The 20,088-nt window shown below is 49.2% G+C and carries 15 protein-coding genes and 1 pseudogene; 5 read left to right on the top strand and 11 right to left on the bottom strand.

The genetic code is table 11. The features are described from left to right. Nucleotides 1–11: 11 nt before the first annotated feature. Together H6F72_RS21300 and H6F72_RS21295 are read right to left on the bottom strand one after the other, a co-directional pair. A complete protein-coding gene (locus H6F72_RS21300; protein ID WP_190440483.1) occupies nt 12–1,241 on the bottom strand; it encodes an RNA-guided endonuclease TnpB family protein in 1,230 nt (409 codons plus the stop codon). Then, complete coding sequence (locus H6F72_RS21295) at nt 1,238–1,993, bottom strand: hypothetical protein (protein ID WP_190440481.1); 756 nt, start codon at nt 1,991–1,993, stop codon at nt 1,238–1,240. Before H6F72_RS21295 ends, H6F72_RS21300 begins: the two co-directional genes overlap by 4 nt. Nucleotides 1,994–2,087: 94 nt before the next feature. Here H6F72_RS21295 and H6F72_RS21290 point away from each other — a divergent pair. Beyond that, nucleotides 2,088–3,312: pseudogene (locus tag H6F72_RS21290) on the top strand (IS630 family transposase). Here H6F72_RS21290 and H6F72_RS21285 read toward each other — a convergent pair. Both H6F72_RS21285 and H6F72_RS21280 read right to left on the bottom strand, forming a co-directional pair. Continuing rightward, nucleotides 3,291–4,091: a hypothetical protein gene (locus H6F72_RS21285; protein WP_190440478.1), complete on the bottom strand. Its 801-nt coding sequence runs from the start codon at nt 4,089–4,091 to the stop codon at nt 3,291–3,293. The pseudogene H6F72_RS21290 and the gene H6F72_RS21285 sit on opposite strands and share 22 nt — an antisense overlap. Nucleotides 4,092–4,203: 112 nt before the next feature. Further along, nucleotides 4,204–4,680 (bottom strand): hypothetical protein, encoded by a 477-nt coding sequence (locus H6F72_RS21280; RefSeq protein WP_190440475.1) that lies wholly within the window; start codon nt 4,678–4,680, stop codon nt 4,204–4,206. Between the two features lie 243 nt (nt 4,681–4,923). Here H6F72_RS21280 and H6F72_RS21275 point away from each other — a divergent pair, with 243 nt between their 5' ends. The 4 genes from H6F72_RS21275 to H6F72_RS21260 all read left to right on the top strand — a co-directional run bounded on the left by H6F72_RS21275 (nt 4,924) and on the right by H6F72_RS21260 (nt 10,469). Then, the gene (locus H6F72_RS21275) at nt 4,924–7,308 is read left to right on the top strand and encodes a phage baseplate assembly protein V (RefSeq protein ID WP_190440473.1); all 2,385 of its coding nucleotides are present in this window, start codon (nt 4,924–4,926) and stop codon (nt 7,306–7,308) included. Beyond that, a complete protein-coding gene (locus tag H6F72_RS21270) occupies nt 7,308–9,260 on the top strand; it encodes a hypothetical protein (RefSeq protein ID WP_190440470.1) in 1,953 nt (650 codons plus the stop codon). The genes H6F72_RS21275 and H6F72_RS21270 overlap by 1 nt, the downstream gene beginning before the upstream one ends. A gap of 3 nt (nt 9,261–9,263) precedes the next feature. Further along, nucleotides 9,264–10,052 (top strand): hypothetical protein, encoded by a 789-nt coding sequence (locus H6F72_RS21265; protein WP_190440467.1) that lies wholly within the window; start codon nt 9,264–9,266, stop codon nt 10,050–10,052. Nucleotides 10,053–10,199: 147 nt separating this feature from the next. Next, nucleotides 10,200–10,469: a hypothetical protein gene (locus H6F72_RS21260; RefSeq protein ID WP_190440465.1), complete on the top strand. Its 270-nt coding sequence runs from the start codon at nt 10,200–10,202 to the stop codon at nt 10,467–10,469. Here the strand turns inward: H6F72_RS21260 and H6F72_RS21255 are convergent. The 7 genes from H6F72_RS21255 to H6F72_RS21225 form a co-directional block, all read right to left on the bottom strand. Then, the gene (locus H6F72_RS21255) at nt 10,466–12,580 is read right to left on the bottom strand and encodes a hypothetical protein (RefSeq protein ID WP_190440460.1); all 2,115 of its coding nucleotides are present in this window, start codon (nt 12,578–12,580) and stop codon (nt 10,466–10,468) included. The genes H6F72_RS21260 and H6F72_RS21255 overlap by 4 nt on opposite strands. Then, complete coding sequence (locus H6F72_RS21250; RefSeq protein WP_190440457.1) at nt 12,573–13,301, bottom strand: hypothetical protein; 729 nt, start codon at nt 13,299–13,301, stop codon at nt 12,573–12,575. The genes H6F72_RS21255 and H6F72_RS21250 overlap by 8 nt, the downstream gene beginning before the upstream one ends. Beyond that, nucleotides 13,279–14,472: a hypothetical protein gene (locus H6F72_RS21245; RefSeq protein WP_190440454.1), complete on the bottom strand. Its 1,194-nt coding sequence runs from the start codon at nt 14,470–14,472 to the stop codon at nt 13,279–13,281. The genes H6F72_RS21250 and H6F72_RS21245 overlap by 23 nt, the downstream gene beginning before the upstream one ends. Nucleotides 14,473–14,475: 3 nt before the next feature. Then, nucleotides 14,476–16,686 (bottom strand): hypothetical protein, encoded by a 2,211-nt coding sequence (locus H6F72_RS21240; RefSeq protein WP_190440452.1) that lies wholly within the window; start codon nt 16,684–16,686, stop codon nt 14,476–14,478. A gap of 104 nt (nt 16,687–16,790) precedes the next feature. After that, the gene (locus H6F72_RS21235; RefSeq protein WP_190440449.1) at nt 16,791–18,836 is read right to left on the bottom strand and encodes a hypothetical protein; all 2,046 of its coding nucleotides are present in this window, start codon (nt 18,834–18,836) and stop codon (nt 16,791–16,793) included. Beyond that, a complete protein-coding gene (locus H6F72_RS21230) occupies nt 18,836–19,468 on the bottom strand; it encodes a DUF4376 domain-containing protein (protein WP_190440447.1) in 633 nt (210 codons plus the stop codon). Before H6F72_RS21230 ends, H6F72_RS21235 begins: the two co-directional genes overlap by 1 nt. Next, entirely contained in the window at nt 19,465–20,085 is a 621-nt protein-coding gene (locus H6F72_RS21225) for a phage tail protein (protein ID WP_190440445.1), read from the bottom strand. The genes H6F72_RS21230 and H6F72_RS21225 overlap by 4 nt, the downstream gene beginning before the upstream one ends. Between the last annotated feature and the right edge of the window lie 3 nt (nt 20,086–20,088).

Genomic DNA, 20,088 nt, shown 5'->3' with positions numbered 1-20,088 from the left:
ACTCCCACGCTCTATGCGTCAGTATAGGACGTGGGCTTCTCAGTGACTCCTGCTACTGCATCGGACGTTACCTGAGCTTTATTGACGGAATGCCCTACCGCCAAATGTTTGATGTTGATTGCTGCATTATGGTCACGGTCAATCGTTAGCTCACACTTAGGACAGGCGTGAAGTCTGTCCTTTAATGTTTTTGGAACTTTCGTGCCGCATCCAGAACAGTTCTGACTTGTGCCACTTGGATTCACTGCAATTGCCATCAACCCAGCTCTTTCAGCCTTGATTGAGAGAATTTGCAGGAATTGACCCCATCCAGCATCATGCGTTGATTTTGCCAGTCTGCCTCTGGCAATCCCTTTGATGTTTAACTTTTCGTGAGCAACATGCTTTCCTTGAGATAAAAGCTTTTTCGCGGTTTTGTAGTGAAAGTCTTTCCGTTGATTTGATACTTTCAGATGCGCCTTAGAGACTCGCTTAATCGCCTTCTTACGACGGCTAGAACCCTTCTTTTTGCGAGACAGTGAACGCTGCAATCGTTTCAGCCGCTTCTCCGCTTTCCGGTAGTGTTGGGGGATGGGCTCGTCTTTCCCCGAATCGTCTACCAGAAACGCCTTAAGTCCCATGTCAATTCCGATGGTATTTTCCAGTGTTGGAACATCAGGCGTGAGTACGGGCACAGACAAATCTTGCAAAGACAGCGTGATGTAATAGCCATCCACCTTCTTGATAATTGCAGCCGTTTTCACCTTGAATCCATCCGGCATGGGACGGTGCAGAATCATCTTGAGTTTGCCGATTTTCGGAAGCTGGATGAATCGCCCGTCGATGTGTTCTGGCTTCACTGGATCTGGAAATGCAATAGAACGGAATCGCCCTTGACCCTTGAATCGAGGTTTACCGTTTCGCCTTCCATTGCTATCACCGCTCAGCCATCGGTCGAACGCCTTCTCCACTCGTGCAATCACATCTTGCAGAGTATGGGAAGGAAGCTCTTTATATTCAGGAAAAAGCTTTTTTGAGTTCACCAGATCCCGTTTCTGGCTGTAGAAGTCAGGACGATCTTTTAACTCTGGCAGATGACAGACGAGTGGACAGGCATTGACATCACAACGATTTTTCTCGTACCAATTGAATCGCTCGGCTAGCCGATAGTTGTATTGACGACGGCAAAGCTCAAGCCACCGATCGATTGTGGTTTTCTGTTGTGTGGTCAATCGCAGTCGGTACTGGTAAGCGAGTCTCATAGTTCTGGGATAGATGAGATTACGAGCGATGGAAGAATGTGCCCTGCCTTAGCAGGGGTCTTCTGTGCCTCATCTAAAGGCAGCTTCACCGCTTTGGTAGCACTCAGTGCCTCCTGCACAATGCCTAGCTTCTCAGCGCACTCAACGGCTGTAAACTCCTCGGAGGCGATCGCCATGCATTTAATGAAGTTACGGTTGAGGGATAGCTTGAACCTCCCTCCTTGGCTCAGGTCATTGCCGTAGAACACAACAATCGCTTCCTTGACCGGATCATAGTCGGCTACCTTCACCATGATTTCACTTCTGATTGGCTCTTCAGCTTGAGGTTCAATACTGCTCAAATCTAAGTAGGAGCTTTGGACTTGATGCTTTAGAAGTCCTTGTTGAAAGCTCCAGTAGCAGCCGATAAATACCGCTCCTGGCCCTAATTGCGTCCATCCCTGCCAAGCTTGGGCTAGTAGTGGTATTAGGTTGGTAGACGCAAAGCAACGGGTCCAAACATCAATATGGAGGTTGTGACTGGTAACGATAGCAGCTTTCTGTTTCTCCTGCTTTGGTGCCTGCTCTAGCTGAGCCAACTTATGCAGCAGGCGATCGCATTTTTGTAGAACTGCTTGAGCTCGCTGGCCACAGTCATGCTCCCATCCAAACAGAATTGAGTGTCCCGCAATGCCATCTTCGTTGTAGTTGTCGGGACTGGCATAGAAGGTCAACACCTTCTGAATTTCCTCAAGATCAGAATAGAGGCTCATGAGCACCTCGATTCAAGTTTACTAGTGGTCAGTCAATAAAAGCTTGACGGGCTTCTGGAGTAGGATAGAGCCAGTTGATCAAGTTACCAAGGCAATGCCCAAGAAATACGTTGTGCGTCTCACTGAAATAGAACGGCAGTATCTGGAGCGCTTTATAACCACTGGCAAGCATGCGGCTTACAGCAATTCTCGGATTGGTAAGCCACAGGGAAACGCGAGCAGTAAACTTTTAAGCTGGTAGCTGTGTGGCTTACTCAAATGGCAACCGCTGTATCAGATCAATCATGCTCGAATTCTTCTCAAGGCAGACTGCAATCAACCCAACGGAAGTTGGCGCGATGGGGATATCAAAGAGGCATTCGATGTGAGTATCAGAACGGTTGAGCGCGTGCGTCAACGCTTTGTCGAAGAGGGCATGGAAGCGGCCTTAAAGGTTCGTCCAGGAGCCGGACGAAAACACAAATTAACAGGCGACTTAGAGGCGCATTTGATTGCCTTACGTTGCAGTGAGGTTCCTCAGGGAAGAGGACGGTGGACAGTCCGATTGTTAGCCGACCAGATGGTTGAACTCGGGTATGTCGAAGAACTCAGCCATGAGTGTGTGCGACAAGTTTTAAAAAAACGAACTGCAACCTTGGAAGCAAGAATGTTGGGTGATTCCACCAGAACAAAATGCTGAATTTGTTTGGCGCATGGAGGCGGTGTTAGAGGTGTATCAAAGTGCCTATCATTCAGCCTTCCCGGTGGTTTGCATTGATGAGGCTACCAAACAATTAGTCAAAGAAACCGTCAGACCCATTCCAGCTCAGCCCGGTCAGCCCGAACGAGTGGACTATGAGTTTGAACGCAACGGCACCGCGAACTTGTTTATGATTTGTGAGCCGATAGTCGGGTGGCGACGAGTGGAAGTGACGGAACGGCGAACCGCGATTGATTATGCCCATTTACTGAAAGCACTGGTCGATGAGGACTATCCTGAGGCTGTTAAGATTACCGTGGTACAAGATAACCTCAACACCCATTCTCCCGCTTCGTTGTACAAAGCGTTTGAGCCTGCTGAAGCTCAACGGATTCTCAGTCGTTTAGAGTTTTGTCCGACACCAAAGCATGGAAGTTGGTTAAACATGGCTGAAATTGAACTGAGCGTTTTGAGCCGTCAATGTTTAGATCGTCGGATTGGCGACCTCAGCGTGTTAAAGACAGAAGTAGAAGCTTGGCAAGAGCAGCGCAATCAAGAGAAGACCTGGATTGATTGGCGATTTACGACCGCAGATGCCAGGATAAAACTGCATCGACTTTACCCATCAACTAATAATTGACTGACCACTAGTGCATGGGCAAGCATCTCGATCGCGATTTCTTGAGCAGTGTTGCGGGCAGAATTAGTTAAGTCCATGAATGGGTCAAAGTGTAGGTGCAGCAGTTCATGGACTAAGGTTTCCTCATGGTCTGCTGCTATCATTCGATCGCCATCTTGCTGATCAATGGGGTCGAGCAGTTTGATCCAAGCCGCTTTGTGGGTGGAATTAATGTGGGCTTGACCTAGATTAGTAGGCCTAGCGAGTTCGGAAGCACGTGCAAACTTGAGCTCAACTTGCCAGTCTTGCAAGCGCAAAGTTTTTTGCCAGTACTCACATTTTTTCTGAAGCTCTTGCAGAGTAAAGAATGCGGACTGTTCTTGAACCTTTATCCTGGAGTTTCTGGAGGTGGAAACCAAACCTTGGGTGATTGAGTGAACAGCTTGGCATTGAGCAATTTCGGCGATTGTGTCTTCTTCGACCAAAAACAGCGAGAAGTGTAACCAGACCAACTGCTTGACCAACTCAAAAGTGGAATCAAAACGATCTTCCTCTCGCAAATCAATCGCTTCTAGAATGCTGATTTGGGCGGTCTTATTTTGTATGTTCCAATCAACCTTGCTTTTAGCTTTCGGATTAGGAAGCTCCCAGCGGCGGATCATTGAAATTTCAGTAATGGTCCAGTCTTGCAACCGCAAAACTTTTTGCCACCAAGCACACTCGCGTTCTAGATCCTCAATGATGGTGTCACCTGCGGTCGGGCTAGGCCTAGGGGCGATCGCGATTTCCGAACTGTTCATACCGCCTTCTCCATCTGATCGTCATCCTCTTCTTTTGGTTCTGGGGCAAGTAAATTTAGCAACGATTGCACCCGTATTCCTTTGACCCCAACTCTCTCGATCCGGTAGTTGGTCACCGGGTCACCTCTCTGAAAAACCGCTTCAGTTCACGCATCGCTTTAGATCGCCCACGTCGGAGCGATCGCTCCCAAAAGTGTCGGCCTGGAATGTTGATGTGGGTAGTCTCTTGCCGCAGGTGAATGCCATAACGAGCCGATAAGAAACCGCGCATCTTCTCAGTTACGCGCACCGTGGTTCCTCGGTCCTGCACTTTGGCAATCATGGCAGGCTTACCGTTAGGAATGCCAAGGGTGGCGTAGAACTTGTCACCTCGTTTCCGGAACTCCAAAGTGAGGTGATCCACGATGCCAGAACCATCCGGTTCTCCGTCCTTGGCGTAAATTTGCCGCGTCATGCTGCTTAACGGCGGTGGCGTTCCACCCCGCCCTTGAGTTTCTAAGTGATCGCGACAGCTTTGATCTACAGCTTTGGCATTGTCCATGGCCCAACGAATTCCTTGCCGTGGAACTCGCTGCTGCATGGCTTCCATCTTGGTGATCAGCTTGTTGTAACTGCTGCGATAACTTAGCTTCAATTTCCTAATAAGATTATTGTTATTAGATTAATATAATGCTCATCAATCAAAGCGAGGCTAAATAAATGAGAGCTAGTTGATTTCTCGGAAGCATCTCAAAGCGGCGATCGCTCAATTTTGTAGTCATAGGGTTATCCATAACTGGAGACCGCAGTCCAATCGGGGTGCGGTCTTGTTTTTTAGCTAACTTGATAGCGCATGCCTTCTCTCTCCCGCATATTTACACCAGAGCGCCCGGAAGGGCTGGCGAGTCATTTAGAAGAGGGCTTCATCATTGGATGGGTGCCCGGTGAAATTACTTCGCTTAATGATCCAGAGAAGCTTGGTCGCGTCCGGGTTCGTTGCGATTTGATTCAACAAGATACGGACTTGCCCAATGCTAATGATGGTTGGGTCTGGGTGCTTGAGGAATTTGTCGCGAATGCTGTTCCGGGAGGTACCCATCGCTTGTTGAAGGTGGGATCTCAAGTAGCGCTACTGCCAATGATGGGTGATCCTCGACAAATGATTTTGTTGGGTTGCATTCCCAGCCGTGTTGATAGCCCTTGGCCTGAGATGGACCGTTCCAAAGAGGTGTATGGATCAGCAACACCAGGACAAGTATTTGAGATCAAGAATGATGCTGATGCCAGCCAGTTAAACGCCTATCCTCATGGAGTGTTGCAGCATGTCTCTGGTAAGGGAGACATTACCCAGCAAACTGCTCAGAATGCTCGCTTACAACTGCTGCAAGATGGTACCTCCCGCATTGAAAATGACAAAGCTTTCACAACCCATTCACCCGATGGGACAGTGGTGCAGCGCAATGCAGAGGGAGCTCAGTCAACGCTCAAGGCTGATGGAAAAGTTGAACTGAAGTCATCTGCGATCGCCTCTCTTTTGTTGGATGGAGCTGAGGCCAAGCTAGAAGGACCAGTTAATCAGATTTCTCAAGCCCTGACGAAAGCGCGATCGTTTTTAGGTGGACACCTGAACCTTGGCCGCAAGCTGCTGAAGCAAGCTAGCCGTATCGCGGGAGACTTTGTTCCAGGAAGTGACATTGAGGAGTTCATTAGTGGAGCAGATTCAGTTCTGGGAAAATTGCAAACAGGACTGGGTAGCTATCTCCCTCAAGGGCTGGAGCAATTAGCGACGCTGCAAACAGTCTCCCCACAACTCCTAGGGGCTGCACTGTTTCCCCAAATGGGGGCCGTTAGCGCGATCGCGACTCTGGTACCCCAAGTGGAAAAGATTTTGCAACAGCCTACCAATCTTGGCGCAATCGCTGGCCAGGTTAAGGCTCTGCTACCTGAGGAGCTAGCAAAAGGATTTGATCTAGAAAAGATTACGCCTATCCTCACAAGCCTTGGCCATGACTCTGAAATACAACTACAGGCGGTGCTAGGTGCGATCGCGCCCGGTGGCTTTCCAGCAATTCAAAACATAGTTGGCTTGGGCCTGCACAAGAATCTCGATCAGATTCAATCGCTCCTAAATTTAGATTTCCCAGAACTAGAAAGCGACCGGGCGCAAGCCATTCAGCAGCGTGTCCGTGATCTGCGAAAGCTTCTACCAGCACCCCAGCAAAAGCTGCTCAGTGACGAGACACTGCGAGCAGTGCTCACAATGCCAAGGGATGACTTTGACTCTCCTTTAGAGACATTAGTTGGGCATATGAGTCGCGGTTTGGTAGATCAGGCTGTCACCCAATTGGAAGCCGCATCGCCTTGGGTCGGGGCCATTGGCCCGCTGGCGGAGTTGTCCCAGTCCCTAATTAAAGGTGGGGATGTGGGAGCTGCGCTCAAAAAATTGGCAGGTCATGGATTTCAAGGCTTGATCAATGCTCAAGCGTCCAATCTTGCAGAACATGCCGCTAAGGAGGTGTTGCCGCAAGCTATCGCCAAACTCTCCAAGCAGTTATCGCCTGCGTTACAGCAAGGTCAATCTAGCCTGAATCAAGTTGTGAACGCTATTCCCGCTAAGGGACAGAGCGCGGTTGTTCGCGCAACTCAAGCCACGGCTGAGATGGCGGCTGATGCCACGGGCAAAGGGGCGATCGCTCGCATTAGCAAGTTGTCGGCTGAAATGCTAGGTCCTAGTCTTGGCGGTAAGCGCAGTGGCATCTTTGCAGGCTTGGGCGGCGCTGGTATCAAAACTCCTTTTGGCCAGTTCAGCTTGGGAGGTAAGGGTGGCAATTTGTTTATGCAGGGGCCGCTGGCGATGCGCGTAGCTCAAAGTGTGGGCCGCTCTGTGGGGTTACGGCTTGATCCGAAACAAGGCGTTGCACTGAGCAGTTTTTTTGATGGCAATTGGTCTGCGGATAGTGATGACCCGGACTGGGGGAATGAGAGTGCTCGGATCTCAGTGGATGAGCAGTTCGTGCGAGTTCAATCCCTAGACACAAAGGGCGGTGTTTCTCACGAGTTAATGGTGGGACCAAACGGAATTTTTGTAGATGGCTTCTTGTTGAAAGACCTTTTGGAAAGACTGAACAGTTTAACTGTGATTGAGACAAGGCTGACGGCCATAGAAGAGAGTCTAGAACCTGATTCTGATCCCAATTTTGAACCTGCTACATTCCACCTGGATGGAGGAATTTTCTGATGGTGGAAACGATTTTTCAGCTTAAGCGTTCACCTGGCAATTTGCCTCCTACTGCTTTAAAGTTTGGTGAACCTGCCTGGGTCGAAGAGACCAACACACTTTATATCGGCAAGGCTGATGAGACGGTTATCGGTATTCCGTTTAATGCAAGCTATCAGCCTCTAAATTCTAGGTTGAATGAGCTTGCTGCCCTGTCGCCAGCTAATAGTGCGTTTATTGTTGGCAATGGTAGTAGTTTCGTTTTGCAATCTGGATCAGGGGCTCGATCGCTCCTGGGGTTAGGGTCAGCAGCGCTCGCTTCTGTCAATGATTTTGTGGGTGCTACGGAAAAGGGAGTAGCCGGTGGCGTTGCCACACTGGACGGTACAGGCAAGGTTGCCGCTTCTCAGTTGCCAGCTTTTAATGTTCCGGTGCAGTCAGTTTTTGGCCGCACTGGTGCGGTTGTCGCACAGCTAGGAGATTACACCGCTGCTCAGGTTGGGGCACTGGCGATCGCCAATAACTTGAGTGATATCGCCAATGTAGCAACAGCCAGAGCGAATCTAGGTTTAGGAACTGCGGCGATTGCTAACACTGCCAGTTTGCTCGATCGGGCTAATCATGAGGGTACTCAGGCGATCGTCACTATCACTGGATTAGAAGCAAGCTTAAATAGCAAGTTGTCAGGACAGGAGCTGGCAAACCACCAGTCAGCAGCAGTTTTGGATCACCCTGATAGCAGTGTGACCGACATCAAAATTGGCAATCGCACTGCTTCTGATACCACTGCACCAACTAATCTCGGTCCTGGCAGTTTGACTCAATGGTTTGGCTGGCTCGCCAATCGCATCAAGAGCATCACAGGCAAAACAAATTGGTGGGAGACTCCAGCGACGACGCTAGAAGCAACAGCCAGTCACCTAGCTAACACCAGTAATCCCCACAATGTGACCGCTGACCAGGTTGGAGCAATTCCAGTAGCACAGAAGGGGATAGCTAACGGGGTAGCAACGTTAGATGGCGCAGGAAAAGTCCCGACCGCTCAAATTCCGCCGATCGCCATTAATGACACCTTTCCTGTTAATTCTGAAGCGGAAATGTTGGCGTTAACTGCTGAGGTGGGGGATGTTGCTGTCCGTTTGGATTCTCTAAAAACTTACATCTTGCGGATACCAGGACCATCTACTCTGTCTCATTGGCAGGAGATATTAACTCCAACCACAGGTGTAACTTCTGTGTTTGGTCGTAGTGGTGTGGTTAATGCTCAGTCGGGTGACTACACCGCTGCTCAGGTGGGAGCCTTGGCGATCGCCAATAACCTCAGCGACCTTAATAGTGCGGCAACCGCGAGAAACAACTTAGGCTTGGGTAGTTTAGCGGTTAAAAATAGCCTGGTTGCAATTGATATCCCTGACTTGGACGCTGCCAAAATCACGACGGGTGTCTTTACGGATAGTCAAATTCCGGCCAGTATTGCACGAGATAGCGAGGTAACAACTGCTATCTCTACCAAAATTAATGCGGCCGAAAAAGGTGTGCCCAACGGTGTTGCCACGCTGGATGGTACGGGGAAAGTCCCAGCTGCTCAATTGCCAAGACTCACCCGCTCTAGCGTTTCGGCTACCACCACGGCGATCGCTGCCAAGGCCAGTGATAGTTTATCGCTCCCTGACTTAGAGAATGTTTGCCTGTTGCTCAATGTCACTAGTTCTGCCCCTGTCAGAATTCGTCTCTATCGATCAGAAGCTTATCGTGTTGCAGATCTAAATCGAGCAATCGGTACTGATCCGTCTGGTGAGCATGGGTTGATTTTAGATTTGGTGTTACAAGCCGGAAATCTCGATTGGGATTTAGCCCCTGTGGTTTGGGCTGCTGCTATCAGTGGCAATGCGATCGCGGCAACCATTACCAATTTGGATATCACATCTCAGGCGATCGCTGTTACTTTCACTCAATTATTATTAGAGGCTTAGTTAATGGTTGCCACAAGAACTCAGCAGATAATTCCCGCACCTGTAGATACCACTTCATTTGGAAATGTAATCAAACAAGCATTCCTTGATATGGGCTTCACTCTGGTTGATGATTATGTTTCAGGCGATCGCTTTTTAGTGTTTTCCTACACCTTTGATGCCACTAAAACCTATGGAACTGCATTTTTTAGGGTACGTTTTTATTACGGCACCTATACCGTTACTCAAGCCGTGGGAACAGCATGGAATGCATCAACTAAAGTCTTGGCCAACGAGGGAACAGGAAGCACTTTTGTAAACATGCTTAGTTCTATTGAGCTATATGTAACTACCTATGTTAATGGCGATCGATATCGTCTACTTTATTTGTCGCAAGGAAATAGTAATAACAACGTTGTTGTACTTGGTTTTATTCGCCCTAGCAATAAGCCGAGTTGGTGGAATGAAAATCAATCTCCTTATGTTTTTTATCCTCGCAACCAGAGTGGCCTAAGTCTTAATTCTTTTTATGTGCCTCTGCCAGCAGTCTATACGGGGTTGTCGGAAGCAGTTTTAGAACTAAGTGCTACTAGAATGCAAAACCCCAATCCGATTACTGGAAAGCGGGATTTGATTAGCAATTTGCCGATCTACTCAAGCCTAAATAATGCTGTCTTAGGCACTCTACCCGAAGATATTTCTGCTCTATATGGTTCTGGAACAAATAAGCTTGATGTTGTAGAAGTTAGCGAAACTGAGAAGTATGAAATTATCTATGGAAGTGCTGCTTGTATTGCCATAAGGATTGTTTGACGTATGGCTGTTTTGCAGGGAAATAAAGATGCTACATACAATTTACCCAAGACGGGTAGGATAATTTATCAGGGCTTGATTTTGTATAAGAAAAATTCCGGCCCTGAAATTCCACTGGTGGGCCAGTTATGGCCTCGCAATTAACTCATGTCTCTCTCTCAACTCTCACAATCTCAATCGCGAATTCCCTCGCCGATCTCTCGATATGGTTACGCGATCGCTCGACCTGAGACTAAAACCATAGTCTACGACGGGCAACCTCTACCAAAATTTTTGCTGGACCACGGCGCTGATCCAAGCAGTTATCCTGAATTTCTGAAGCTCAATCGTATTGGTTCTGCGTTTGAAGAATTGCAGGTCGGTAGAGTCGTTACAATTCCTGACCCCAATAACTTTTTAGCCCATCCAGAAGCTTAAAGATAAACCCGCAGGTATGGTCGGACTGTGACTGGCACTGGATTACGATTTTCAATCACCAGACCATTGGCCCATTTTTGGGCGATCGCCACCTTATCGACTGGATTGAGCAAGCCAGCAAAGTAGTTAGCGGGTGAAATGATTAGCTCATTGAAAGGCTGTTGAATCACGTTACCTACAGCGATGTTCGTTACGTTATCGACAAAGAGGTAGCCATTAGTGTTGTCAATATTTTTGATGATCACCTCTGCAATGTCCTGATACAGGGGGATTGTGATGAAGGCTCTCTGCTTCGTAAAAGAGAGGGTAGAGGCAACCGTTAAGCGCTTAGTTGCCACATCGATCGCAGTGATAATCTGCTGATCCACGGGATCAAACGGGAAGCGCACAGAAGCGTGTCCGGCTTGATCCACGTTTCCATAAATCAGTAGGTCACCGATGACAATGCCGGCAGTTGTATTCAGAGTGATATTGGCTCCACTGATATTAGTCACAGTGGCCCGCACAATAATAATGTTGCCGCGCATCGCAGTGACTGGCTTGCTAATTATGAAACCAGTGCCATCCCCAACAGTGACAACATTTGTAGCAGTGTTAATTGCGGTGATCGGGCTCTTCGCGATCGGTGCTTCTGGAGCTGGGACAGTGACCGGAGGCAAATTTAGAAGTGGAGCGTGAGCAGAGATGGCCGTTGCATCAATTAGCAAAATGCTTTTGAACATCTCGCCTACATCTTGTCCTGCTAAGCTTCCTACCGTCGGTTGCCCATCTAAGAGTAATTGATCTGTGGTGAGGAATCGTTGGAAAGCTCTCACTCCATCAGATGTAAATGTCAAATTGGCATTGAGATCGGCGACAAACCCAGTGAGAGCAGAGCGAGCTTTCAAGATGCCATTGACGTACAGCGATAAGCTAGAACTGCCCTCAGCAACTTGAGCAAAGATTTTGGCCCCTTGCCCTGGTAAGTTATCAGGCGTGCTGATTGTGGTCGCACCAGCTTGCACAAAAAGTTTATTTTGGGCAATCCAAGCCTTAAAGTTACCGAAATCCCATAAGTTGCCGTCGCCGCGCCAAAGTTTTAGTTCCGCAAAGACTCCAAAAGTTCGTAAGTTAGCGACCGGGCTGTTACGAAAGGATAGCTGAGTTGCAGCTCGTACATTCAGCTCTCCTTCTTGATAGATCATGGATGACCTAAAAGGCCGTTCTTCCAGTTGAATTCCACCCCAATCAACCGCAGCTGTAGATTCACAGTAAAACTCAATCGTGACATTTTGCTTGGGAGCTGCCGCCAAGATGACGCGGGACGCGGTGCTGACGCCTTCAGCAACTAGATTGGCTACATCCAGAGTCAACGTGACAGCACCGCCTGATCCTCCTGTGTTGGCCGTAATCTTGAAGAAGCGATTGACCACGTTGTTGAAGAAGGCTTGGCCTCCAACCAGGTCGTTAACCCCAATGCTGTTAGCGGTAATAAATGTAATCGTATTGTTCGTAACTGCCGTCACCGCATAGTCCGTTGCTTCATGAGGATTATTGGGTAACTTTGGCTCTTGCCCTGTGGCTTTAAAGGTGAGGGTCAGTTCCTCCAAGCGGTAGCGATTAGGGAATTGATTTAGCACTGATAGGCTAATCGCTGGGGTGCCAACAACATCACCCGTGACCCGCAAAACATCTGCGTTGGTGAAAGTAGCGCCCCGCGATCGCAAGAAAATAGATAGGGTATAGCTCTTGCTTGCGTCAAGCTGCAATGTACGTTTGAGCAATTGAGTCGCTCCATTGCCAGGTGCCCAAATGACGCGATCGGCTAAATGCGATGAATCTGGAGCAACGGACTCGTCTGGCTGAATTATCACGTTGCTGCCCTTAAGCCACACGTTCTGATTCAGTGCTAAAGGCCAGGTCAATAAGTTAATTCCTGCTGGCTCCAGTAGAAAAGCTCCATCTTCAGAATAGAAGGCAGGCGCATGAGCTGGAATCGGATAGAGCTGTACCCCACCGTCTACCTCGCGCTCTAGATGCACCATGCTAGAGCGGCTAAAGTTGCCGACAGCATTGCTGTTGAGATCTACGAAGGAAGCCTCTAAAGAAAAGTTGGTGGCGTTGTTATTCATGGGTCAAGGCAGAAGAGTTCATAACAGTTTGGGCTGCTTGCAGAAGAACTTGCTTTTGTGTCTCTGGAGATAAGGTGGCTAGAACTTGAGCAGCATGAGCGATCGCTTCACCCACCTTCACGCCGTTTCTCAGTTCCATTTCCCGGGCTAGGACGTAGTCTCTATCTGCTGGAGACAAGTCAAATAGCAAATGTCCAACAGAGACAGGGAGAGCATTGTGACTGGCCCAGATTTCGGCGGCAGTGACATGAGCTTGCTTTTCCAAAAGAGCAACTGCGCTGTACCGGGTTTGCAACTCAATGTAAGAAAGGTCGATTGCTTCTGGATGTGCCTGTAAGATTCTCTGCTTTTGATCTTCAGCGCTATGCAATTCCATCCCACAATCTCGGATCAAAGGCTGCAAATTTTCCTGACTGCTCTTGGCCGCAGCGATGTCATCCTGCAACGCCTCAATTTGATCCAGTTGTTCTAGGCTGGGCTGCTCAAGCTCTTGCAGAGTTTGCAACTCTTTCTCCCAAGTCTTAACCTGCCGGCTATGTTTTCGTTGCAAATGATAATTAGTTTCTAGAGCTGCTCTTTTCTCTTGAATGAACAGCTCTGCTTGACGCAAACCCAAAAACCAATGAACCCGCTCCTGTCGTTGAATTTCATGCTCTACCCCTGCTTTGGAATTAATTGACAGATTAGTCAGAGGTTCTTTAGTAGGAGAATCCAGCCCCATAATCGCTCACAGCTCCTTGATCTGATTGAGGTTGAGAAAGCTGAGCACCCAAGCGGGCGGTGGTCTCATTGTTATAGGTCAACTTGTCCGCTGTGGTTGTACCTTGCCAGTTGGCTGCAACAGTGTCACCTCCTACGAAGTACCCTGCAACACTGCTACCAGTGCCATCCAAGCACACCTTTCCCTCTACCAGGGTCGCTGATAGAGGAGCCGATGTTTCACCAGAATAAGTAAAAGCTGTGATGGTGTTCGTAAACCAATTCCAACTAGCAGGAGGATTTGTATTGCCTCCAGCAAGGTATCCTTTGATATCACTGCCACAAGTGCCATGAACGACGTGAGCATGGGCAAGAGTGGTTCCAATTGTTGTAATAGCTTCAGTTGTAAGTGTGATTCGCTCAATTGAAAAGAGCGGCCCTCCCAGCCACGCGACGGGCGAGCCCCCATAGATATACCCGGAGAACTTATTGCAAGTGCCGTTGTGCGGGGCAATCCGGTCTGTGAGCAGGAAATTGCCAAGCCCTGCAATGGTATTGGTGGCATAAGTGAGGCGATCGCCCGTTCGGACCGCACTAACTGAGCCTACTGCTACTCCACCTAGGAGAAACCCTTTCGTCTTATCACCAATTCCTCCAGCTAAGCCAAATCGGGCTTGGCTCAGTTGAGCGCCTAGTCGTTGAACTGATTCCTTTAAATAAGTAAACTCATCCAGGCTGGTAACTGAAGTTCCAAATTTGGAGTTGAACCCACCACAAAATCTGCCAGCACTTGCATCCCCGACCGTCCCGCAATACATCCGGGCTTCAGTTAAACGCACTCCCATATCAGCGAAGGTTTCGTTGGAAAAGGGAAGCTGGTACATCGCATCAAAGGTGCTGGTGTAGCCACGTCCCCCACCCAAGTAAGCCGCAGTTCCCAAAAAGGGAGGGGCCTGGATGACAGGGCCAATTTGATAAAGCGGCATCAGGAATTGTGACGCACTGACCAGCTTATTTTGGTTGCCGATTGAATTCTGTCCGCCAATCCGCCGCGTATGAGCCTGCCGGACTGCTGTGTCTCGTGCTTGCCGCTGGATGGTTGTGACTGCATTTTCTAATGCAAACTCTTCTGAGCCAACCCCCGGTATGGTGGCAGGAAAGTCAGTGGGAAAAAGTTGAGGATTTCTTGCCATACCCTAAAGCCTGAATGTGTCAAAAGCAGTTTGCTGGTCAGAGTCAATGGGGATGTTCTCTCCTCCACTCGTATTGCGAGCAATCATTACAAGTCGGCGATCGCCCCCTTTCTCAACGACAAACATCAACACTGCTTGAAACTCAGCTCGGCTGGCCAAGATGGGGGATCGAAAGCCCATCAACTGACCATCCACCATGATGCGAGCTCGCAGCGATCGCGATTGCACTTGAGTTGCTGCCTCTAAGGAGAGCGTTTGACCGGGGGCGGGTAGCGCCAAGCCAGGGGCAGGCAAGAGGGGATACTCTCGCAGGGTGATGGGGCCTGGATACGGCTCACCTAGAATTTGCACCGGTGCATTGAAGCGATAGGGAGGCATGGCTGGAGCCGCGATCGCGGGCAAATGCATCGCGATTGGTGCCAACTGAGTATCCGACTCACCCTGATGAACTGCGCTCCCCCCACCTTGCGTGTGAATGAAAAACAGAGGCTTAGAAACAACAGTTGCACCTGAAAGAAATTGAGGTTCCAGCGTACCAATGCCTGCATACTCCGCATAGGCCATCAGCAGCTGCCAAGTTTCATCAGCCCGAGGTGGGTAGTAGACCAGCGCCTTGTAAGTTGTGTTGGCAGCTAACCCAGTTTTAACAGGTGTGTCAATGCGGCTTGCTACCCCTTGAATGAACGCGAAGCAGCCCCGCTCTGTTGCTGGGATTACTGTGACACCGTTAGCATCGGTCGTGATTGTGACCCGTTTGAGGATATAGTGCAGAGCCGCTCGCTCCTTGCCCACTACTACAAAGAAGTCTTCGTTATTAGCTGGGTCTGCGTAAGCATCTAAATCAGCTGAGTCAGCGGCTCGAATATTCGCTGAAGAAATCTGAGTTGCGTTTCGCCAAACCTGTAACACGGCATCAAATGGAATACTGAATCCCGAGCCAGCTGGATAGTACATCCCTGGAACAACATAGACTGTAGAGCCAGGTGTGATGGTGGTATTGGCATCTCCGACCCAAATCAGCGATCCGGTCCCGCCAAGGTTACTCCAGGCTCCGCGCTCTGATTGATCCACACCATTGGCAGAATAGATGCGATGATCAAGGCGATTGCCACTGAAGAACTTCCCAGTGGGAGAACTCGTATTCAAGCTAACTGTTACCAATGGGCTACCAGAGCCATTGTTAGTGGCAGTTACAACTTGGCAACTATATTTCTGAATAATGGCTTGGTTGGTAAAGCTGACGCGCTGATCGTCGGCCAAGCAAACAGAACCATTGGGGCTACCTGCCGACTCTCCTGGGTAGCCTGGATTGCCCCCCACTGAACTGGCAATCAGGTTTTGAACGGTTAAAGCGTAGCCAGAACCAGACCCAGAATTGCCCGCAAATATTTCTCGACACCGCTGCCTTATTGCATTTTCTAGGTCGCGGTTGTCGATCCGAGGAGCGGTTGAAATCAGATGATACTCAGCACTCAGTGCCCCCTCCCCACCATAACCCCAGATGTAGCCGCGTTCAGTGTAGTTTTGCAGTCGCCGCACCTGGCACACTTCAACCAGATTGATGGAATTACTAAAAATGGTGTATCCAGCGTTCAGGGTGAGATTAGGGTCTCTGGCGTAGAACCTGGCTGAGCCGATATTGAAACCTAGATCGGAGGTATCAGCGATCGCTAGCCTACGGTTGTCGCCCTCCAACGTTAGTAAGTTGAGAAAATCTGTTGTTGATAAAGGGTTAGGACTCAGAACGATCGCCCAAAAAGCTCGCAGTCGTCGAGTGTTCTCCTTGGTGATGGTAGCAATCTGATTCGTACCGCGATCGCGGTACTGGAAAGCGTATTCTCCTAAGACTGGGTCTTGAGCAGCTCCTACCTCGGCCTCAAAGCCAGCTAAGTAAACCCAGTCGGACTGCTTAATGGTGCTAGCGCTACTGCTTAGAACTGGAACAGTGATCGTTGTGTTGAGCAGCAAGATGCCTGGATACACAGGCAAAAGGGCCTTACCGTTGGCGATCGCTAATCGTCGGTTCTGGGAAAAACTTAATTGCGGAAGCTGTTGCCACCCCTGTTGAATTCGGGAGCGGCTGATCACCGAACTTGTAATTTGCTGCCCCAACGTCAACTCTTCCGCTGTGGGTACGCGCGGATCAGTGGGTGAAGCAGGTGGAACAAAGACAATTCCTAAGTCGTGATCTTTACGTTCAAGTGGATCAGGCATAGAGGTAGGAGTTAAAAACAAAGAGACCGCCACTCTCTGATTGAGTCGCGGTCTCCGATTAGGGTTAACCTTTGCAGTGATGGATTGTTGATATTGGCTCAATCCTACAGTTCTTGGACTGGAACTGTAAACCTAAGCCCATAAGCAGCTTGCTGAGGCAAATTCAAAGGGGTAGCAAACTGGGAAACTTTCACTAGCTTAGCCGCAAAGTCACTATCTTTGTCTCCTAAATCCGCCGGAGTTGGATAGCTCAGTTGAGATTTGTGTTTTAGCACCAAAGCTAAGGCTTCGATTGTTTCCGCTACTTCATATCCAGTAATAGCTCCTGGCGGATTTGCTAGGGGGAACTCGGCATTTTCCAATAAATAATTCAAACTTTTACTCAACACCCGATAAGTGAGAGTGCGATCGCCTCCTGCCAAATTGGCATAGACAGCTGCTTGGGCATATAAAGCCACTATTGCCACATCGCCACCGGCGACGGGTCGTTCTTGTTCAGAAAATCTTACCCAAGCGATGGCTCCGCTGCCCCAACTATCATCTAAAAATTTTAGAAAGCGGAGTGTGATATCTTGAGCCAGTCCCGAGGCATCGGGTTCTAGATACCAGCCATAAGCGGTGGAAACGGCTGCTTTTGCCTGCCATCCCCCCCATGTCAAATCAAAATTAGTATCTGTCCAAGTAAACTCATTACCTTCCTCTTGGAAATTAGAACGGTTGGGCCAAATATAGGCAGGTGCAAAAGGACCATCAATTCCTGTTTTTAAGGCGTAGGTATTCTGAGCGTCTGAGAGGAATTGGTAAACCTGCTCTGCTGCCTCTGATTGACCGACTAGTGACCAAATTGCCAGTTGCTGATTACCCACAATCGGAAGCGATCGCCAATCCTGAACTTGCTCTCCTTGGATCGAGACAGCGTGAGGAGTAACACCGGGTGTATATTTTGGTTGTTCGCTTGGGAGCAGTTGTACATCTCCTACCAACAAGCTATGAAAGGCTGACTCACGACTGACAATGCTACAGCCTTTAATCGTGACGGGGGGAAGTAATCTTTGAGGAGATGCGCCCAAGTAGTGAATTGCAAGGAGTGAAGTATCCCGCCCCGCCACGAATTCAACGGCTTGAATGGGTCCATCAATGGATGGTATCCCTGGTGTTGGTCCCACGTTAGTCTGCTCGGCTGCCAGCTGAAATTCGCTCCAAGCTAGGACCAAGGTGACAAATTGACCACCTGTAACTGGCAACAGTTTTTCCCAGTACCATCCCGCTTGATCCTGTAGTCTCAGCTGTACGGGATTATTGCTGAGTGCATAGGTAAGAGGGCTAGGAACTTCTTTGAAGCTGCCCTTCAAGCCAGCCCCTGCAAAGTCGAAATTTCCTGCGAGTTCAAAAGTAGCAACCACTGAGTTGCCAGCGGCGATCGCCACGTTTCTTACAGATGAACTAGCGAGTCCTGTAGCTCCCCGAAAAGTATAGAACGGCAACCCAGCGTGCCAAGTTGTCTCATTAGTCCATTGCAAGAAATCAGGAGTTCCAAAAGATTGCTCCACAACTGAGTTGTTCCCTTCACAAACAAACCCTGCCTCCCAGCGGTTGTCGTCAGTTGTGGTAAGGACAATAGCGACACTACCAGCAGTGCTCAAGCCAATTTCTGCTTGAATTCGAGATTCAGCAGCTAACTCCACTGCAATCCGTTGCTGCTTGAGCTCCGTTTCAGTTCCTTGATTTAACGGAATATCTAATCTGACCAAGCCATTGGGCAGTCGTAGCGCCAATACAGGGTTAGGATTGCTAGTGCGAATCCTAGTGCCCCAGTGCGAAAGCACTTGTCCCGTTGTCTCGCGTCTAAAAAAATAAACAGTGTTTCGGAGTCTTGCAACTGATTGAAAGGTTGAGAGCGTTGCCTGATAAGCTCTATTCCACTGTTCCTCCCTCGTTACCTCATAAAGCAACCTGAAGGTATCAGCTGCTTGAGCCAAAGACTCAAAAGTGACAATTGTCTCTGTTGGTTGCAGCGATCGCCACATAGGCTCAATGTCAAAGGCTTGCCCATTTTGAATGTTAGGTCCTGAAAAACTGGAATAAGCAACCTTCAAAATCCCTGAAAAGGCTTTGTTTTTGAGAACAATTTGGCCTGGAATGCCTGGCATCAGGGCCACCCACGCTGGAAGTTGTAACTCAGGATTTCATTAACAGTATGAAGCTGTTCTATGACCGCTTTATGCTGCCATGCCGCCCCATAGCACCGCTTAACGTGAGTTCGAACCGCCGCCGCCATTTCAAGCAGCTGGGCATTCGTTAAGAAAATATTTTCATTGTTTCCCATTCGCCAGATTTCACCGTCTTGCCGAGCACCTGTCTGAGTTGCCAAGACTTCGGCATTGAGGTTATTGACATCCATCGGACGGGTCTGGACCGGATGGCTATTCCAAACAACTCCGGCTTGCTCCTTCTCGATTCTTAACGTATTGATTTTCCCCCCGATGTACGTTCTTGCTTCTTCAACGGTAGTCGGTGATGGCTCTAAACGAGCTGCTAGGCGGGCTTCCCAATCTGCTTGGTACTTGGCGATGTTGGCCAGATAGCGATCGCCTTCTTGCCAAGGGACCTCTCCCGCCCATTGACTATCTTTGCTGTAGAGCAGATGGCGATCGCCTGTATAGAGGCGGTGGGTTGCTCCCTTAGGCAGTGAATAGTCTGGCTCTTGTTTCTGGAAAACCTCCAGTGGCAAACGCAGGTCATTCAGGTAAATGAAGTTGTCCGGATGATGCTGAAATTTCATACTCTTCCTGCCAAAATTAATTTTCCGCCCGTGACGTAATACGGTTGCATGATGTTGTGGGCATTCCCAGAACCTTGCAAATCGGTTCCCGCGTTAAACCCGTAGTACGTGGGGTTGAGCGAAACGTTCTCTCCCGCTCCACCAGCCCCAAGCTTGTAGACCTCATTGTTGTGGTACGCCCCGTGCCCGTGAGTGGGCATCTCACCGGTGCTCATTGTATGGGTTTCCGCCCCTCCGGTTTGGCCTCTAGCGCGGTTAGTCAGTCCAGATCCTTGACCAGCAGAAATCACAGCTCGCCCACGCGGATCGGGAAGAGATAGCCGTTTGCCAGCATCAAAATCAGCGTCTGCCGTTGCCCCTCTAGTGCTGGGGACACCAGTGTTTGTGAAAATCACTAGATTTACGTTGTTCCACAACTTTTTGAACAGCTCGCGCGCTTTGTCCGTGGCATATCGGGCAGCACCACTACTCGCGCTACCAATTGTTGCTCCATCAAGTAGGAGCCAAGTTAATCCACTCTCTTGAATAATGCCGTTTCCCGGAATATCTCCCTCATAGTCTTGCATTGAGCCAATCGGCACAACTAGAACACTGGCAGCTCCACGAATGGTCCCCATCTT

Origin of the sequence: Trichocoleus sp. FACHB-46 (assembly GCF_014695385.1) — a bacterium.
Classification (GTDB): Bacteria; Cyanobacteriota; Cyanobacteriia; order FACHB-46; family FACHB-46; genus Trichocoleus.
The sequence above is the reverse complement of the archived record's forward strand: the minus strand, read 5'-3'. Positions and strand labels throughout refer to the sequence as shown.

What these genes read in the sequence shown, in the direction of transcription:
- H6F72_RS21300 (WP_190440483.1), bottom strand. Translation starts at nt 1,241, where the DNA reads ATGAGACTCGCTTACCAGTACCGACTGCGATTGACCACACAACAGAAA.
- H6F72_RS21295 (WP_190440481.1), bottom strand. Translation starts at nt 1,993, where the DNA reads ATGAGCCTCTATTCTGATCTTGAGGAAATTCAGAAGGTGTTGACCTTC.
- H6F72_RS21285 (WP_190440478.1), bottom strand. Translation starts at nt 4,091, where the DNA reads ATGAACAGTTCGGAAATCGCGATCGCCCCTAGGCCTAGCCCGACCGCA.
- H6F72_RS21280 (WP_190440475.1), bottom strand. Translation starts at nt 4,680, where the DNA reads ATGGAAGCCATGCAGCAGCGAGTTCCACGGCAAGGAATTCGTTGGGCC.
- H6F72_RS21275 (WP_190440473.1), top strand. Translation starts at nt 4,924, where the DNA reads ATGCCTTCTCTCTCCCGCATATTTACACCAGAGCGCCCGGAAGGGCTG.
- H6F72_RS21270 (WP_190440470.1), top strand. Translation starts at nt 7,308, where the DNA reads ATGGTGGAAACGATTTTTCAGCTTAAGCGTTCACCTGGCAATTTGCCT.
- H6F72_RS21265 (WP_190440467.1), top strand. Translation starts at nt 9,264, where the DNA reads ATGGTTGCCACAAGAACTCAGCAGATAATTCCCGCACCTGTAGATACC.
- H6F72_RS21260 (WP_190440465.1), top strand. Translation starts at nt 10,200, where the DNA reads ATGTCTCTCTCTCAACTCTCACAATCTCAATCGCGAATTCCCTCGCCG.
- H6F72_RS21255 (WP_190440460.1), bottom strand. Translation starts at nt 12,580, where the DNA reads ATGAATAACAACGCCACCAACTTTTCTTTAGAGGCTTCCTTCGTAGAT.
- H6F72_RS21250 (WP_190440457.1), bottom strand. Translation starts at nt 13,301, where the DNA reads ATGGGGCTGGATTCTCCTACTAAAGAACCTCTGACTAATCTGTCAATT.
- H6F72_RS21245 (WP_190440454.1), bottom strand. Translation starts at nt 14,472, where the DNA reads ATGGCAAGAAATCCTCAACTTTTTCCCACTGACTTTCCTGCCACCATA.
- H6F72_RS21240 (WP_190440452.1), bottom strand. Translation starts at nt 16,686, where the DNA reads ATGCCTGATCCACTTGAACGTAAAGATCACGACTTAGGAATTGTCTTT.
- H6F72_RS21235 (WP_190440449.1), bottom strand. Translation starts at nt 18,836, where the DNA reads ATGCCAGGCATTCCAGGCCAAATTGTTCTCAAAAACAAAGCCTTTTCA.
- H6F72_RS21230 (WP_190440447.1), bottom strand. Translation starts at nt 19,468, where the DNA reads ATGAAATTTCAGCATCATCCGGACAACTTCATTTACCTGAATGACCTG.
- H6F72_RS21225 (WP_190440445.1), bottom strand. Translation starts at nt 20,085, where the DNA reads ATGGGGACCATTCGTGGAGCTGCCAGTGTTCTAGTTGTGCCGATTGGC.